Origin of the sequence: Leclercia sp. Colony189 (assembly GCF_009740165.1) — a bacterium.
Classification (GTDB): domain Bacteria; phylum Pseudomonadota; class Gammaproteobacteria; order Enterobacterales; family Enterobacteriaceae; genus Enterobacter.
This window is the reverse complement of record NZ_CP046557.1, coordinates 2,657,899-2,674,186: the sequence shown is the minus strand read 5'-3', so window position 1 is coordinate 2,674,186 and position 16,288 is coordinate 2,657,899. Positions and strand designations below refer to the sequence as shown.

Sequence of the window (16,288 nt, the reverse complement as noted above, 5' to 3'; positions counted from 1 at the left end):
CCTCCCATCAGTAGCCTACGTTCAGACTCTGAGTCTCCCTGGTGGCGTAATCAAGATTACTCACTTCTGAGTACCGAAAACATGATCTGTATCAATTTATCCATAAGCTGATACCTTTCAGCAGGGGTATTTTAGGGCATTTCGTCAGTTGTTAAATAATTGCAAAACTAATTGAACCATAACAACGTATAAAGTACACAAATATTTTACAGCGTTACATCACCATATTTAGCATTATTGTGGTGAACTGGCGGCATAAAAGGCGTATCGTCTGCGCGGTTACTGTGGATGCCACATTTTATATTGAGACTTGCTAATCAGCGGAGCTAACAGTGAGCCTATCGCTCTTTGATTTCCCAACCTATTTTAAGTTTTTTATCGGTCTGTTCGCGCTGGTGAACCCGGTGGGTATTATTCCCGTCTTCATCAGTATGACCAGCTATCAAACCGCCCTTGCCAGGAATAAAACCAACCTGACGGCAAATTTGTCTGTGGCCATCATCCTGCTGACGTCGCTCTATCTTGGGGACTCAATATTGCAGATTTTTGGCATCTCAATCGATTCGTTCAGAATTGCCGGTGGGATCCTCGTCGTCACCATTGCCATGTCAATGATCAGCGGCAAGCTGGGTGAGGACAAACAGAACAAGCAGGAGAAATCAGAAACCGCCATCCGCGAGAGCATTGGCGTGGTGCCGCTGGCGTTGCCCTTGATGGCAGGGCCAGGGGCTATCAGTTCTACCATCGTATGGGGAACGCGTTACCATAACCTGATGCATCTGATTGGCTTTTCGATCGCCATTGCTCTGTTTGCCTTCTGTTGCTGGGGGGTATTCCGTATTGCGCCATGGCTGGTACGCCTGTTGGGACAGACGGGTATTAACGTTATCACCCGTATAATGGGTCTGCTGCTGATGGCGCTAGGGATTGAATTTATTGTAACCGGTCTGAAATCAATCTTTCCGGGGTTATTAGGTTAATCCTTCAAATGAAAAAGCGGAGCCCTGGGCTCCGCTTTTTTTGTCATTATCAGCAAATCATATAATGAAAGTTGAAAATCGCTTTAACTATAATTAATTTTATTAATAATTTTGTTTTGTTGATTTTCAATCACTTGCCTGTTCCCATGCCGCTCACCTGCTCATAAACCGCGCAATACGTCTGTTATTTTACTCACACAATACTCTGGGGCTTGCTGCAAGATTACTGAGATGATATTAGTAATTTGCTGAATGATTTAGATGAATGTGCTAAATAATAGACAGTTGTTAATTTTTTGTACAAAAAAGAGAACGCTTCTGGCATCGCGGTGCGCTCATCCATAACATTTTCTTCATCTCATTGAATATTGGTCACTTTTTTCTTTTTCGGTGCGGGACATAGCAGGCCACGGCATGACGGTCCCTTCCGTAAAAGAGAATTGGTTAACAAATTTGCAAAATGTATTGGCACCTAAGTAACTCATTTGGTACTTTCCGGCCATTCCATTTCAGCGTAATTCTTCTAGTTGAGAATCTTTTTCATTAACGATTTTGACCTATAAGAATTAATACATGCCTCGGCAGGGGAGGCATGTCACAAATCGACGCAAGGCGGCCAGACGAGCCGCCAGTAATAGTAAAGTCGGTGATAGCGAGAAGTAAAAAACGCCTGACGGCAGCATAAACTCCTACGTTGTCAGGGAACCCCTAAAAAGGGGAATTAAACAGGCTGGTAAAAACCAGTAATTATAAAGAGTGGAGTATCAACACAATGTCCATCATCACAAAAAAAAGTCTGGTAGCTGCGGGGATTTTAACTGCGCTAATCGCAGGCAACGTTGCAATGGCTGCTGACGTCCCTGCTGGAGTTCAACTGGCGGAGAAGCAAACGCTGGTGCGTAACAACGGTGCTGAGGTTCAGTCTCTGGATCCGCACAAGATTGAAGGTGTACCGGAGTCTAACGTTAACCGCGATCTGTTCGAAGGTCTGCTGGTCACTGACGTAAACGGCCACCCGGTTGCGGGTGTAGCTGAAAAATGGGAAAACAAAGACTTTAAAGTCTGGACCTTCCACCTGCGTAAAGACGCGAAATGGTCCGATGGTTCCCCGGTTACCGCCCACGATTTCGTTTATAGCTGGCAGCGTCTGGCAGATCCTAATACTGCCTCACCGTATGCGAGCTATCTGCAGTATGGCCACATCGCCAATATCGATGACATCATCACCGGTAAAAAACCGATTACCGATCTCGGCGTAAAAGCGATCGATGACAATACGTTCGAAGTTACCCTGAGCGAGCCGGTCCCTTATTTCTATAAGCTGCTGGTTCACCCGTCCGTCTCCCCGGTTCCAAAAGCCGCGGTTGAAAAATTTGGCGATAAGTGGACTCAGCCCGCCAATATCGTGACTAACGGCGCCTACAAGCTGAAAGCCTGGGTCGTTAACGAACGTATCGACCTGGAGCGTAATACCAACTACTGGGATAACGCGAAAACTGTCATTAATCAGGTCACCTATCTGCCAATCTCTTCTGAAGTGACTGACGTTAACCGCTACCGCAGCGGCGAAATCGACATGACCTATAACAACATGCCGATTGAACTGTTCCAGAAGCTGAAGAAAGAGATCCCTGCTGAAGTACACGTTGACCCGTACCTCTGCACCTATTATTACGAAATCAACAACCAGAAAGCGCCATTCACTGACGTTCGCGTTCGTACCGCCCTGAAGCTGGCGCTGGATCGCGATATCATCGTCAACAAAGTGAAAAACCAGGGCGACCTGCCAGCGTACAGCTACACGCCACCGTACACCGATGGTGCGAAGCTGACCGAGCCAGAATGGTTCAAAATGACCCAGGAACAGCGTAATGCAGAAGCGAAGAAACTGCTGGCCGAAGCGGGTTATACCGCAGACAAGCCGCTGACCTTCAGCCTGCTGTATAACACCTCCGATCTGCATAAGAAACTGGCTATCGCAGTCTCTTCCATCTGGAAGAAAAACCTGGGTGTGAACGTGAAGCTGGAAAACCAGGAGTGGAAAACCTTCCTGGATAGCCGCCATCAGGGCACCTTTGATGTGGCGCGTGCCGGCTGGTGTGCGGACTACAACGAGCCGACCTCTTTCCTGAACACCATGCTGAGCGACAGCTCGAACAACACCGCGCACTATAAGAGCGCAGAGTTCGATAAGCTGATCGGCGATACCCTGAAAGTGACTGACGAAGCGCAGCGCGCCGAGCTCTACGCGAAAGCGGAACAGCAGCTCGACAAAGATTCTGCGATCGTACCGGTTTACTACTACGTGAACGCCCGTCTGGTGAAACCGTGGGTAGGTGGATATACCGGGAAAGACCCGATGGATAATATCTACGTTAAAAACTTGTATATTATCAAGCATTAATGGCAATGAGTGGGGCGGGCGCTGTCTGCCCCACGGTGTCTACTCATCGTAATATTATATAGGCACACGCCAGAAGGTACGGGCAATGTTGAAATTTATCCTACGTCGCTGTCTTGAAGCGATCCCAACGCTATTCATTCTTATCACGATCTCCTTCTTTATGATGCGTCTCGCGCCGGGAAGTCCATTCACCGGTGAACGTACGCTGCCGCCAGAAGTTATGGCGAATATCGAAGCGAAATATCATTTAAACGATCCTATCTCCACCCAGTATTTCAACTATCTGAAACAGCTGGCCCACGGTGATTTTGGTCCGTCGTTTAAATATAAAGATTATTCCGTAAACGATCTGGTGGCGTCCAGCTTCCCCGTTTCGGCGAAATTAGGCGCCGCGGCGTTTTTACTGGCCGTTATTCTTGGCGTCACGGCGGGCGTTATTGCCGCGCTTAACCAGAACACGAAATGGGATTACACCGTTATGGGGGTGGCAATGACCGGTGTCGTCATACCGAGTTTTGTCGTGGCCCCTTTGCTGGTCATGATATTTGCCATCACCCTGAAATGGCTGCCCGGCGGCGGCTGGAATGGCGGGGCGCTGAAATTTATGATCCTGCCGATGGTCGCGTTGTCTCTCGCCTATATCGCCAGTATTTCGCGTATCACCCGTGGTTCAATGATTGAAGTGCTGCACTCGAACTTCATCCGTACTGCCCGGGCCAAAGGGCTGCCGATGCGCCGCATCATCTTCCGTCATGCGTTAAAACCTGCGCTGCTGCCGGTGCTCTCTTATCTGGGCCCTGCGTTCGTCGGGATTATCACCGGGTCAATGGTTATCGAAACCATCTATGGTCTGCCGGGTATTGGTCAGCTGTTCGTTAACGGCGCCCTTAACCGCGACTATTCACTGGTACTGAGTCTGACCATTCTCGTTGGCGCGCTCACCATCTTCTTTAACGCGATCGTCGACGTGCTCTATGCCGTTATCGATCCGAAAATCCGCTACTGACACTGGAGCTCGCCATGATGTTAAGTAAGAAAAACAGCGAGGCGCTGGAAAACTTCAGTGAAAAACTGGAAGTGGAGGGGCGTAGCCTCTGGCAGGATGCACGCCGTCGCTTCATGCATAACCGTGCTGCGGTTGCCAGCCTGATTGTCCTGGTCCTTATCGCCCTGTTTGTGACGCTCGCGCCGATGCTGTCGCAGTTCACCTACTTCGATACCGACTGGGGCATGATGTCCAGCGCGCCGGATACCGAATCGGGCCACTACTTTGGTACCGACTCGTCCGGACGTGACCTGCTGGTCCGTGTGGCCATCGGTGGACGCATTTCGTTGATGGTAGGGATCGCAGCAGCTTTTGTTGCGGTGATTCTGGGTACGTTATACGGATCGCTCTCCGGCTATCTCGGCGGCAAGGTCGATTCGGTGATGATGCGTATTCTGGAGATCCTCAACTCCTTCCCGTTTATGTTCTTCGTCATTCTGCTGGTGACCTTCTTTGGCCAGAACATTTTGCTGATCTTTGTGGCTATCGGCATGGTCTCCTGGCTCGATATGGCGCGTATCGTGCGCGGCCAGACCCTCAGCCTGAAGCGCAAAGAGTTTATCGAAGCGGCGCAGGTGGGCGGGGTTTCGACCGGTAATATCGTGGTCCGTCATATCGTGCCAAACGTGCTGGGTGTGGTGGTGGTGTATGCCTCCCTGCTGGTACCTAGCATGATCCTGTTTGAATCTTTCCTGAGCTTCCTCGGCCTGGGTACCCAGGAGCCGCTGAGCAGCTGGGGTGCGCTGCTGAGCGATGGCGCCAACTCTATGGAAGTTTCACCGTGGCTGCTGCTGTTCCCGGCGGGTTTCCTGGTGGTAACACTGTTTTGTTTCAACTTTATCGGCGATGGCCTGCGTGATGCCCTCGATCCGAAAGACCGTTAAGGAGTGCCGCCATGACTATTATTGAAACGGCATCTGCCCCACAAGCGCATCAGCAGGGTAATCTCTTGCTGGATGTGAAAGATCTGCGCGTCACCTTTAAAACGCCTGATGGCGATGTGACTGCGGTAAACGATCTTAACTTCAGCCTGCGTGCTGGCGAAACGCTGGGTATCGTAGGTGAATCCGGTTCCGGTAAATCCCAGACGGCGTTCGCACTGATGGGGCTGCTGGCACAAAATGGCGTTATCGGCGGCTCTGCCACCTTTAACGGTAAGCAGATCCTTAACCTGCCGGAGAACGAGCTTAACAAGCTGCGTGCCGAGCAGATATCCATGATTTTCCAGGATCCGATGACCTCCCTGAACCCGTACATGCGTGTGGGCGAGCAGCTGATGGAAGTGCTGATGCTGCACAAGGGGATGGGCAAAGCCGAAGCGTTTGAAGAGTCGGTTAAGATGCTGGATGCGGTAAAAATGCCGGAAGCGCGTAAGCGTATGCGTATGTTCCCGCACGAGTTCTCCGGCGGGATGCGCCAGCGCGTGATGATCGCGATGGCGCTGCTGTGCCGGCCAAAACTGCTCATTGCCGATGAACCGACCACCGCCCTGGACGTGACCGTTCAGGCGCAGATCATGACCCTGCTGAACGAGCTGAAGCGCGAGTTTAATACTGCGATCATCATGATTACCCACGATCTGGGCGTCGTGGCCGGGATCTGCGATAAAGTGCTGGTGATGTATGCCGGGCGTACCATGGAGTACGGTAAAGCGCGTGATGTCTTCTACCATCCGGCGCACCCGTACTCCATTGGCCTGCTGAATGCGGTACCGCGTCTTGATGCGGAAGGGGAGTCGCTGCTGACCATTCCTGGCAACCCGCCCAACCTGCTGCGTCTGCCGAAAGGCTGCCCGTTCCAGCCGCGCTGTCCGCACGCGATGGAAATCTGCAACAGCGCGCCGCCGCTGGAAGAGTTTGCACCAGGCCGTCTGCGTGCCTGCTTTAAGCCGTACGAGGAGCTGGTATGACAGCCATTGACGAAAAAAGAAATGTTTTGCTTGAAATCGCCGATCTGAAAGTGCACTTCGACATCAAAGACGGCAAGCAGTGGTTCTGGCAGCCGGCGAAAACCCTGAAAGCGGTTGACGGCGTCACCCTGCGTCTCTACGAGGGGGAGACCCTCGGCGTGGTGGGGGAGTCGGGCTGCGGCAAATCCACCTTTGCCCGCGCGATCATCGGCCTGGTCAAAGCCACTGGCGGCAAGGTCGCCTGGCTGGGTAAAGATCTGCTGGGGATGAAGCCGGAAGAGTGGCGCGAGGTCCGAAGCGACATTCAGATGATTTTCCAGGACCCGCTGGCGTCACTGAACCCGCGTATGACCATTGGCGAGATCATCGCTGAGCCGCTGCGCACCTACCATCCGAAGATGCCGCGTACCGAAGTGCGCGACCGCGTCAAGGCGATGATGATGAAGGTCGGTCTGCTGCCGAACCTTATCAACCGCTATCCGCACGAGTTCTCGGGCGGCCAGTGCCAGCGTATCGGCATTGCCCGCGCGCTGATCCTTGAGCCGAAGCTGATTATCTGTGACGAACCGGTCTCCGCGCTGGACGTGTCGATTCAGGCGCAGGTAGTTAACCTGCTGCAAAAACTGCAGCGTGAGATGGGGCTGTCACTGATCTTTATCGCCCACGACCTGGCGGTGGTGAAGCACATCTCCGATCGCGTACTGGTGATGTATCTGGGCCATGCGGTGGAGCTGGGCACCTATGATGAGGTGTATCATAATCCGTTACACCCTTACACCAGAGCGCTGATGTCTGCCGTGCCGGTGCCGGATCCTGACCTGGAGCAGAATAAGACCATTCAGCTGCTGGAAGGGGAACTGCCGTCGCCCATCAACCCGCCGTCTGGCTGCGTGTTCCGTACCCGCTGCCCGATTGCCGGGCCGGAGTGCGCGAAAACGCGTCCGGTACTGGAGGGCAGCTTCCGCCATGCGGTCTCCTGCCTGAAGGTTGACCCGCTCTGACCGGGTAAAAGGCAATAAAAAAGGCTGCAATCGCAGCCTTTTTTTATTCGCGCCAGAGTATGTGGCAGAGCTTGTGGTCTTTCTCACGACACAGCAGAACGCGGGCAAAAATATCATTGATCTCGCCCCCGTCGGTCTCCGCCAGGCCAATTACCACCTCGGCGAAGAAGTCCGGGTTCAGGTCGTAATCGACATGTTCAGCCCAGTCTTCAGACGGATCGAACAGCTCGGCGCCGCCACGCTCTTCGAACTGTAAATTAAAGAGAATCACGTCAGCCGGGTCGAGATTATCGACGGCCAGTTCCAGAAAGATATCGTAGGCCTGCTCGAGCGTTTCGTCTTCGGTCAGGCGATTGTTCAGATCCATTTCCATGATGACTACCTGTTTAACATCGTTGGGCACGTTTTACAGCAACGGACTAAAGAAGTAAAACAGTCGTTCGGCAATTCGCTGCCATAGCGGCCTTTTCATCCACAGACGGGCATCCAGCACGCGGGAGCGCGAGATATAATCATCCTGCACGGCCGCCAGATCGCCCCCAAAACCGGTATCGTCGATCACCAGCGTGATCTCAAAATTGAGCCACAGACTACGCATATCGAGGTTCACTGTTCCCACCAGGCTGAGCTCACCGTCCACCAGCACGCTCTTGGTATGCAACAGCCCACCTTCAAACTGGTAAATCTTCACCCCGGCTGCCAGCAGTTCGCTGAAAAAGGCCCGGCTGGCCCAGCCCACCAGCACCGAATCGTTCTTGCGCGGCAGGATGATACTGACGTCGACCCCGCGCTGGGCGGCGGTGCAGATAGCGTGGAGCAGATCGTCACTCGGCACGAAATAGGGGGTGGTCATGATCAGGTATTCGCGGGCGGAATAGGCGGCGGTCAATAACGCCTGATGGATCAGATCTTCCGGGAAGCCCGGTCCGGAGGCGATAGTGTGAATAGTGTGCCCGCTGGCCTGTTCAAACGGCATGATATTGGCATCCGGCGGCGGGGGCAGAATGCGTTTGCCAGTTTCAATCTCCCAGTCACAGGAGTAGACGATCCCCATCGCGGTGGCGACCGGGCCCTCCATGCGCGCCATCAGATCGATCCACTGACCCACACCGGCATCCTGTTTAAAGAAGCGCGGGTCGACCATGTTCATGCTGCCGGTATAGGCGATGTAGTTGTCGATGAGCACCATTTTGCGGTGCTGGCGCAGATCCATCCTGCGCAGAAACACACGCATCAGGTTAACCTTTAACGCTTCGACCACTTCCACACCGGCATTGCGCATCATGGATGCCCAGTTGCTGCGGAAAAAATTCACGCTACCGGCGGAGTCGAGCATCAGACGGCAGTGGATCCCCCGGCGTGCCGCGGCCATCAGGGATTCAGCTACCTGATCGGCCATGCCACCGGGCTGCCAGATATAAAACACCATCTCGATATTATGCCGCGCCAGCTGAATATCGCGGATCAGGGCATTCATCACGTCATCAGAGGTGGTCATCAATTGCAGCTGATTGCCTTTCACCCCGGCAATCCCCTGGCGGCGTTCACAGAGCTTAAATAAAGACGCGGCGACGTCACTGTTCTCTTCGGCAAAAATATGTTTGCAGGATTTCAGATCGTTCAGCCATTTCGCCGTGGAGGGCCACATCGCCCGGGCACGCTCGGCCCGGCGTTTACCGAGGTGAAGTTCGCCAAAGGATAAATACGCAATGATGCCGACCAGCGGCAGGATATAAATAATCAACAGCCATGCCATGGCAGAGGGAACGGCTCGGCGCTTCATCAGGATGCGTAATGTCACCCCTGCGATTAACAGCCAGTATCCCAGAATGAGCAGCCAACTCACCACGGTGTAGAAGGTTGTCATAATAAAAAATCCTTTTGAAAGCGTATTGTTAAGAGTTTACGCGTCAGGATTTTTCTGGCAAATAAAAACGCCAGATAAAAGCGCTGGTCTGCCGCAGGCAAGGGACTATAATGAACGCTCTGTTTTGTGAAGAGTTGGTAACATGAAGCGCAGTAGAACAGAAGTAGGGCGCTGGCGCATGTTGCGACAGACAAGTCGTCGCAAAGCGCGTTGGCTGGAAGCACAATCCCGCCGTAATATGCGTATCCACGCCATCAGAAAATGCAGTATGAACCGTCATCGCAATGCGTTGCTGTTCGCCGTTCAGGATTACTGAATGACACAAGGGCACCCACAGAGGTGCCCGATGTTTTTTATTCGCTACGTCAAAAAGGAGGATGAGGTGTTTGCGGATTTGGGTGTACTGAATTTCTGGACCTATGTTGTCGGGGCTATTTTTATTGTTCTGGTTCCTGGGCCTAATACCTTATTCGTTTTAAAGACCGGTATTGGTCACGGTGTGAAAAAGGGCTATCTTGCCGCCAGTGGCGTATTTATTGGCGATGCGGTACTGATGTTTCTGGCATGGGCGGGGGTCGCGGCGCTGATCCAGACCACGCCAATGCTGTTTAATATTGTGCGCTATCTCGGGGCGTTCTATCTGTTATGGCTGGGCGGCAAAATGCTCTGGTCGGTAATAAGGCATACACAGCAGGGCGATGCTGGCGGTCTCGAACCGGCTAAAACCATAATGAAACGCTCGCTGGTGCTGAGTATGACCAACCCGAAGGCGATTTTGTTTTATGTCTCATTCTTTGTGCAGTTTATTGACGTTCACGCGAAGCACACCGGCGTCGCTTTTATGATCCTCGCGGTCACGCTGGAAATCATCAGTTTTATCTATATGAGCTTCCTGATCTTCTCCGGCGCGTTTGTTACGCGCTACCTGAAAACCAAAAAGAAACTGGCGAAGCTGGGAAATGGTTTAATTGGATTACTGTTTGTTGGCTTTGCGGCGCGGCTGGCATCGCTGAACTAATAAGAAAAGGCTCCTGGTACGGAGCCTTTTTTTATCCTAGAAAACTTTTTTAAACGGCTTCACTACGACGTTATCATACACGCCTGCCGCCACATACGGGTCGTCCTGCGCCCAGGCCTGTGCCGCTTCGAGCGATTCAAATTCGGCAATCACCGTCGAGCCGGTAAAGCCAGCCGCGCCCGGATCGTTGCTGTCGACGGCAGGCATCGGGCCTGCGGTCAATAATCTGCCTTCGTCATGCAGCAGCTGTAAGCGCGCAAGGTGGGCAGGGCGTACGGAGAGACGTTTTTCCAGAGAATCAGCGACATCTGCAGCAAAAATCACGTAAAGCACAGCGGAGCTCCTTAACCGATAAAAGTGGGAATTACGTTATGTGAAAGTGCAGGTGACTGCAATGTAAAGATGGCAACATTGTAAAAACCTTGCGCCTGATGTGCCTTTTTTCGCCAGCTGGACGGTAAAATCGGGCGAAGTTTAACTGGCTTATTGAATATGATTGCTATTTGCATTTAAAATCAGGGCCTGGCTTTTTAACTGAAACGATTATGACTTCAATGACCCTCGATTTACCTCGCCGCTTTCCCTGGCCGACGCTGTTGTCCGTCGGAATTCACGGAGCCGTGGTGGCGGGTCTGCTTTACACATCGGTACATCAGGTTATTGAAATGCCAGCGCCCGCGCAGCCGATTTCGGTGACCATGGTAACGCCTGCGGAGCTGGAGCCCGTACAGGTCGCGCCTCCACCGGAGCCTGTTGCAGAGCCCGAACCCGAGCCGGAACCAGAACCTGAAGTTGTTCCTGAGCCGCCAAAAGAAGCGCCTGTGGTGATCCACAAACCGGAGCCCAAGCCAAAACCGAAGCCGAAACCGAAGCCGGTGAAAAAGGTGGAAGAGCGTCCGAAGCGTCAAGAGCGCCCGGTTGAGCCACGTACCACGCAGCCCGTTGAGCGCGCAGCCCCGGCTCGCCCGGTCATGAACTCCGCGCCAGTTACCGCTAAGCCGGTTCCGGCGGCGCCGCCGGGTCCACGTGCGTTGAGCCGTAACCAGCCGCAATATCCGTCGCGCGCGCAGGCTCTGCGTATTGAAGGGCGTGTGCGGGTGAAATTTGACGTCACCGCCGACGGACGTGTGGATAATGTCCAGATCCTCTCCGCGCAGCCGTCAAACATGTTCGAGCGTGATGTGAAAAACGCGATGCGTAAATGGCGCTACGAAGCCGGTAAGCCAGGCAGTGGACTCATCGTCAATATTGTTTTCCGCCTCAACGGCGGGGCTCAGATGGAATAATGAAAAAAGCCTCCCAATCGGGAGGCTTTTTTTATGCCTGCGGTAATGCACGCGGTTTACCTTCGCTATCCACCGCCACGTAAATAAAGAGCGCTTCGGTGGCCTTATAGCGCTGGCCGATCGGTTCCGAAGAGACCTTCTTCACCCATACTTCAATATTGATCGACACCGAGGTATTTCCCCGCTTCACGCAACGGGCGTAACAGCAGACCACATCACCCACCGCGACAGGCCGCAGAAAGGTCATACCATCAACCCGGACCGTCACCACGCGGCCATGGGCAATCTCTTTAGCGAGGATCGCCCCGCCCATATCCATCTGCGACATTAACCAGCCGCCAAAAATATCGCCGTTCGCATTGGTGTCGGCGGGCATTGCAAGTGTGCGTAAAACCAGTTCGCCCTGCGGGGCGTTCGTTGTTGTCATTATGAACTCTACTTATTACGGAGGACTTCAGGCGGGATGCTACTATGATTTGCTGCCGGAGAGAACAGAAGAAAAACGCCAGGCTTATCAAGCCTGGCGGAAGGATTACTGCTTGTCATCCTGTGGCATGTGGCGATAGATGTAGATGCCGCTCAGGAGGGTGAAAATCAGCGTTAGGGCGGTCAGACCAAAGACTTTAAAGTTGACCCAGATATTCTGCGGCAGCCAGAAAGCGATATAGATATTCGCCAGACCACAGAGAATAAAGAATACCGCCCAGGCGATATTCAGGCGCGACCAGACCGCCTGCGGCAGCGCCAGCTCTTTACCCAGCATGCGCTGGATAAGCGGCTTTTTCATCACCCACTGGCTGAACAGCAGGGCGCCGGCAAACAGCACATAAATGACGGTCACTTTCCACTTGATGAACTCATCGTTGTGGAAAAAGACGGTCAGCCCGCCAAAGACGGCCACCAGCACAAAGGTGATCAGGGCCATTTTTTCAACCTTGCGGTAGCGCACCCAGCTGTAAATCAGCACGACTGCGGTGGCGACAATCAGGGCAGTGGTCGCGGCGTAAATGTCATACAGCTTATAGAAAGCAAAAAAGACAACCAGGGGTAAAAAATCAAGAAACTGCTTCATTCTTCGATTCCATCTATCAGCGACGGCCTGTACGTTCTGAACAGGCCATCAGAAAAATTACTGGCGAATTAACGTGTACAGGCGGAACAAATAAACGAGCAAGACAGCGGAGATGAGGTTGCTCAGGGTATTCGCCACAACAGCACCAACGTTAGGCGTCAGAACGGCAAGATTGGGTGCAAACAGCAGCAGCAGGGTTTTCGCCAGCAGCCAGCTCATTACCGCTGGCGCGACCAGACGCATATTAGACCATGCCAGCCGGATACTGCTACGCATGGCGACAAAAATGCCCATGCGGTCCTGTACCAGCATCACGGGGGCGAAGGCGAGCACAATCGCCAACAGCACGCCCGGCACCACAACCAGCATAATCCCTAATTGCACCAGCATGGTGGTTAAAAAGATCAGAATGAACAGCCTGGGCAGCAGCGGCGCGCTGGCACCTATCGCCCGCAGCGCGCTGACGCGCTGCCCGGCAGAGACCAGCTGGATCATCAGCAGCACGCCGCCTGCCAGAATGGCATTGCCGATAAGACCGGAAAAGGTCGAGGCCGCAGAAGCCCGCAACAGGATCTGCTGCTGTTCCGGAGTCATGTTCTGCACCATCTCAAACAGACCAACGCTGCTGGCGATTTGATCGCCTTCGCTCAGGCTGGCAATTTGCTCCTCACTCGGCGAAAAAGCATGACCAAGTACCACCGTGATAAATGCGCACAACAAGGCGATCAGTAAAAAGGTAACGAACTGATTGCGGAAAAAATTCCCCGTGTCACGGTAGACAGACTTCGCCGTGATAGACATGCACTCTCCTTGAGTATTGCAGGTGTTAATTAGCGGGCAATTGTACCCTGGATAAGTGTACGGTGGCAGTATCAAGCCTTGTATGGAAAAGCATATCTTTGTAAAGCGCCCGTAATGCGTCGCTGCCATTTTGCGCGGTTGTGGGCAAGCGCGGCGTTTTGTGTCCGAAATGGCAAAATTGATCCAGACCCTGCCTACCAATTTTTGCCAGTTGTGAAAAAAATTAATTTAGATCAATGAATGTTAAATCACTGAATTTAGTGTGATCAATGCAAGATCACTTATTAATCATTTGTGGGTATATTCCGTTCCTGAATAAAACCATAACGAGGGAATGGATATGAAAAAAGCAGCGGTGGCAGCACTGATTCTGAGTACGCTTTCCGGCGGCGCAATGGCCCACGAAGCAGGTGAGTTCTTTTTCCGTCTCGGGACGGCGACGGTACGTCCAACGGAAGGCTCGGACAATGTTCTGGGTCTGGGCGGTTTTAACGTCAGTAACAATACCCAGGCGGGGATGACCTTTACCTGGATGGCGACCGACAACGTCGGCGTTGAACTGCTGGCGGCCACGCCGTTTCGCCATAAAGTCGGTACGGGCCCAACCGGGGATATCGCCACGGTTCACCATCTGCCGCCGACCCTGATGGCCCAGTGGTATTTCGGTGATGCAGGCAGCAAGGTTCGCCCCTACGTTGGCGCCGGGGTTAACTACACCACCTTCTTTGATGAGAAGTTTAACGACACCGGTAAAGCGGCTGGCCTTTCCGATCTGAGCCTGAAAGATTCATGGGGTATGGCGGGGCAGGTGGGGCTGGATTACCTCATCAACCGCGACTGGCTGATTAATATGTCGGTCTGGTACATGGATATCGACACCGAGGTGCGCTTTAAGGCGGGGGATCAGCAGCAAAATATCAATACCCGTCTGGATCCGTGGGTGTTTATGTTCTCGGCGGGATACCGCTTCTGAAAATAAGAAGGCCCCGAGGGGCCTTTTTTTATTTACGCCCTAACAGCAGGCCAAGAACAATACCCACCGCACCCGCGGCGATCAGGCCGGTAAGAGGGTTATTTTTTACTGCGTCGGTAACATCAGTAACAACGTCGCTTGCCTGTGCAGCATATTTGCGCCCGGCACCCTTCAGCTGATGTTTTGGCGAATCAACGGCCTCGCCAAACTGCTGCTGCGCAGCGCCGGCGAATTCATCCAGTTTGTTCTTCGCTTTTTCACCTGCATATTGTGCATCATTATCAAGATTTTGGTCTGACATAACGTTCTCCTTTTGTAGTCAATGTTAAGCATAGACTCAACAGGGATATCCTGGAGAAAATGGGATTAATACTTAAGAAAGGGTGGCCTGGCGCCACCCTCTTATTATTTCTGGATGAGATAGCGGATGGTCGGCCCATCCTGTTGAATATCCAGTACCGTATAGCCGTGGTTTCTGGCGTCCAGGGGAATATTGTTGATGGATTGAGGGCAGTCGCTCACCACCTCCAGGATCTCGCCCTTTTTCAGTTGCGGCATCGCCTCAAGCGTGGCAACCGCCGGGTACGGGCAAGGTTCACCCAGCATATCGAGGCGGTAGTCGGGAACGATCGCTTTCATGCGGCTTCCTCACGAATGTCAGTTTTCATGGCAGCGCGGCGGAAGAATCGTTTCTCCTGCGCCAGCACCAGCAAAAAGGCGACCAGCAGCAAAATGTAGGTCACCAGTAATCCACCCAGCGGGCCAAAGGTGTTGAGAAGATTAACCTTGTCCCAGTTGGTCGCCAGCGCGGGGGATAAATCATCCCACCAGTAAGCCAGCAGGGTCGAGCCAATCACATTACCCAGACCAACCCACCAGTAGTGCACCTGGCCTTCCACCGCGCGGTACATCCACCCGGTCTCGCAGCCGCCCGCCAGCACAATCCCAAAGCCAAACAGTAGCCCGCCGATCACGGCGTTTGGCCCGGCCCACATGATTTTAGGCGCGACACCCAGCTGGACGTAGCTGAAGATCCCGATGGCGCTCACCGCCATCCCGGCGATAATCGCCTTCGCCATCATGGTGCGTCCGGTGATCCACATATCGCGAAACGCGGAGGTAAAGCAGATCTGCGCCCGTTCAATCAGCAGACCAAATCCGACACCGAACAGCATCGCCAGCCCGAGCTTCGGCTGGTTCAGCGCGGTACAGAGCGCCCAGGCCAGCATGCCGAAGAAGACCAGCATACCGAGACGAAAGCGACGACGGGCCTGATCCGGCTTCTGCGTTAACGGCGAGGCGGCGCTCACTTTTTGCATTTTGACCGGAATACGGAACAGGGGCAGCAGGGTAAAGCGCGCGCCAAAGTACGAGCCGACGGCGGTGGCGAGAGCAAAAAACCAGGCGTGGAGGGAGAACTGCGGGATCCCGGTGAAGAAAGCCGCAAGGTTACAGCCCATCGCCAGGCGCGCACCAAACCCGGCGATGATACCGCCAACCACCGCCTGGGCGATGCGGATCCGGCTGTGCGGCATGCGCAGCTTGACGTTGTTTGCCCAGAGTGCGGCAGCAAAACAGCCGCCGAACATACCGATGATCATCATGCCGTCGATGTGTGTGAGTGGGGAGCCATCAAGGTGAATGAGTTTGAAGTAACCCCACGCTTCGGTGTGAACGCCCGCCAGTTGCAGCAACTGCCCGCCCCAACGGGTAAATTCACCCGTAACCGCCCAGAAGGTGCCGGTGATACCAAAATAGTAGGTGGAGAGGATCCCGGCAGCGATAACGGCAGGAACAGGTGACCAGAACTTAATTAAATAAGTCTGCTTAAAGTATTGCCATGACATAGTTAAGCCTCTGAACTCAGAAGGTTTAAGGAGGAAGTGTTATAAAACGTGAGGATGATACGCCGGGAATCGCGTTTGAAAAGGA

The 16,288-nt window shown here is 53.3% G+C and carries 19 protein-coding genes and 1 pseudogene; 10 read left to right on the top strand and 10 right to left on the bottom strand.

Features of this window, described 5'->3' with window-relative positions; genetic code table 11:
* Positions 1-332: 332 nt before the first annotated feature.
* The 6 genes from GNG29_RS12670 (at position 333) to oppF (ending at position 7,339) form a co-directional block, all read left to right on the top strand.
* On the top strand, positions 333-980 hold the full coding sequence (locus GNG29_RS12670) for a YchE family NAAT transporter (protein WP_103179918.1): 648 nt from the start codon (positions 333-335) through the stop codon (positions 978-980).
* 772 nt (positions 981-1,752) lie between these two features.
* On the top strand, positions 1,753-3,384 hold the full coding sequence (oppA, locus tag GNG29_RS12665) for an oligopeptide ABC transporter substrate-binding protein OppA (RefSeq protein ID WP_103179917.1): 1,632 nt from the start codon (positions 1,753-1,755) through the stop codon (positions 3,382-3,384).
* An 85-nt stretch (positions 3,385-3,469) separates the two neighbouring features.
* On the top strand, positions 3,470-4,390 hold the full coding sequence (gene oppB, locus GNG29_RS12660; RefSeq protein ID WP_103179916.1) for an oligopeptide ABC transporter permease OppB: 921 nt from the start codon (positions 3,470-3,472) through the stop codon (positions 4,388-4,390).
* Positions 4,391-4,404: 14 nt separating this feature from the next.
* Complete coding sequence (oppC, locus tag GNG29_RS12655) at positions 4,405-5,313, top strand: oligopeptide ABC transporter permease OppC (protein ID WP_103179915.1); 909 nt, start codon at positions 4,405-4,407, stop codon at positions 5,311-5,313.
* 11 nt (positions 5,314-5,324) lie between these two features.
* Complete coding sequence (locus GNG29_RS12650; RefSeq protein ID WP_103179914.1) at positions 5,325-6,338, top strand: ABC transporter ATP-binding protein; 1,014 nt, start codon at positions 5,325-5,327, stop codon at positions 6,336-6,338.
* Positions 6,335-7,339, top strand: a complete 1,005-nt coding sequence (gene oppF / locus GNG29_RS12645; protein WP_103179913.1) for a murein tripeptide/oligopeptide ABC transporter ATP-binding protein OppF — start codon at positions 6,335-6,337, stop codon at positions 7,337-7,339. Before GNG29_RS12650 ends, oppF begins: the two co-directional genes overlap by 4 nt.
* 43 nt (positions 7,340-7,382) lie before the next feature.
* On the opposite strand, the gene GNG29_RS12640 is transcribed toward oppF, so the two are convergent.
* Positions 7,383-7,712 (bottom strand): HI1450 family dsDNA-mimic protein, encoded by a 330-nt coding sequence (locus tag GNG29_RS12640; RefSeq protein ID WP_103179912.1) that lies wholly within the window; start codon positions 7,710-7,712, stop codon positions 7,383-7,385.
* Between the two features lie 33 nt (positions 7,713-7,745).
* Positions 7,746-9,206, bottom strand: coding sequence for a cardiolipin synthase (cls, locus tag GNG29_RS12635; RefSeq protein ID WP_156654661.1), 1,461 nt, complete (start codon positions 9,204-9,206; stop codon positions 7,746-7,748).
* Between the two features lie 142 nt (positions 9,207-9,348).
* Here cls and GNG29_RS12630 point away from each other — a divergent pair, with 142 nt between their 5' ends.
* Both GNG29_RS12630 and leuE read left to right on the top strand, forming a co-directional pair.
* Positions 9,349-9,522: a YciY family protein gene (locus GNG29_RS12630; RefSeq protein ID WP_139156347.1), complete on the top strand. Its 174-nt coding sequence runs from the start codon at positions 9,349-9,351 to the stop codon at positions 9,520-9,522.
* A 66-nt stretch (positions 9,523-9,588) separates the two neighbouring features.
* A complete protein-coding gene (leuE, locus tag GNG29_RS12625) occupies positions 9,589-10,224 on the top strand; it encodes a leucine efflux protein LeuE (protein WP_103822506.1) in 636 nt (211 codons plus the stop codon).
* Positions 10,225-10,260: 36 nt separating this feature from the next.
* Here leuE and GNG29_RS12620 read toward each other — a convergent pair whose 3' ends face one another.
* On the bottom strand, positions 10,261-10,557 hold the full coding sequence (locus GNG29_RS12620) for a YciI family protein (protein WP_032611245.1): 297 nt from the start codon (positions 10,555-10,557) through the stop codon (positions 10,261-10,263).
* A 221-nt stretch (positions 10,558-10,778) separates the two neighbouring features.
* Between GNG29_RS12620 and tonB the strand changes: the two genes are divergently transcribed.
* Complete coding sequence (gene tonB / locus GNG29_RS12615; protein WP_103181096.1) at positions 10,779-11,510, top strand: TonB system transport protein TonB; 732 nt, start codon at positions 10,779-10,781, stop codon at positions 11,508-11,510.
* A gap of 31 nt (positions 11,511-11,541) precedes the next feature.
* Here the strand turns inward: tonB and yciA are convergent, their stop codons facing one another.
* The 4 genes and pseudogenes from yciA to GNG29_RS12595 form a co-directional block, all read right to left on the bottom strand.
* Positions 11,542-11,937 carry an acyl-CoA thioester hydrolase YciA gene (yciA, locus tag GNG29_RS12610; protein ID WP_103179910.1) on the bottom strand — a complete coding sequence of 132 codons (396 nt, stop codon included), beginning with the start codon at positions 11,935-11,937 and terminating at the stop codon, positions 11,542-11,544.
* Between the two features lie 105 nt (positions 11,938-12,042).
* A complete protein-coding gene (locus tag GNG29_RS12605; protein WP_103179909.1) occupies positions 12,043-12,582 on the bottom strand; it encodes a septation protein A in 540 nt (179 codons plus the stop codon).
* Between the two features lie 57 nt (positions 12,583-12,639).
* Complete coding sequence (locus GNG29_RS12600) at positions 12,640-13,383, bottom strand: YciC family protein (protein ID WP_103179908.1); 744 nt, start codon at positions 13,381-13,383, stop codon at positions 12,640-12,642.
* Between the two features lie 25 nt (positions 13,384-13,408).
* Positions 13,409-13,498: pseudogene (locus GNG29_RS12595) on the bottom strand (YkgJ family cysteine cluster protein); the annotation flags it as partial.
* 225 nt (positions 13,499-13,723) lie between these two features.
* Here GNG29_RS12595 and ompW point away from each other — a divergent pair.
* Positions 13,724-14,356: an outer membrane protein OmpW gene (gene ompW / locus GNG29_RS12590; protein WP_103179907.1), complete on the top strand. Its 633-nt coding sequence runs from the start codon at positions 13,724-13,726 to the stop codon at positions 14,354-14,356.
* A gap of 28 nt (positions 14,357-14,384) precedes the next feature.
* Here the strand turns inward: ompW and GNG29_RS12585 are convergent, their stop codons facing one another.
* From GNG29_RS12585 to yedE, 3 genes are all read right to left on the bottom strand, one after another.
* Positions 14,385-14,657, bottom strand: a complete 273-nt coding sequence (locus GNG29_RS12585; protein WP_103179906.1) for a YqjD family protein — start codon at positions 14,655-14,657, stop codon at positions 14,385-14,387.
* A 104-nt stretch (positions 14,658-14,761) separates the two neighbouring features.
* Positions 14,762-14,995 (bottom strand): sulfurtransferase-like selenium metabolism protein YedF, encoded by a 234-nt coding sequence (gene yedF, locus GNG29_RS12580; RefSeq protein WP_103179905.1) that lies wholly within the window; start codon positions 14,993-14,995, stop codon positions 14,762-14,764.
* On the bottom strand, positions 14,992-16,203 hold the full coding sequence (gene yedE, locus GNG29_RS12575; RefSeq protein WP_156654660.1) for a selenium metabolism membrane protein YedE/FdhT: 1,212 nt from the start codon (positions 16,201-16,203) through the stop codon (positions 14,992-14,994). Before yedE ends, yedF begins: the two co-directional genes overlap by 4 nt.
* Between the last annotated feature and the right edge of the window lie 85 nt (positions 16,204-16,288).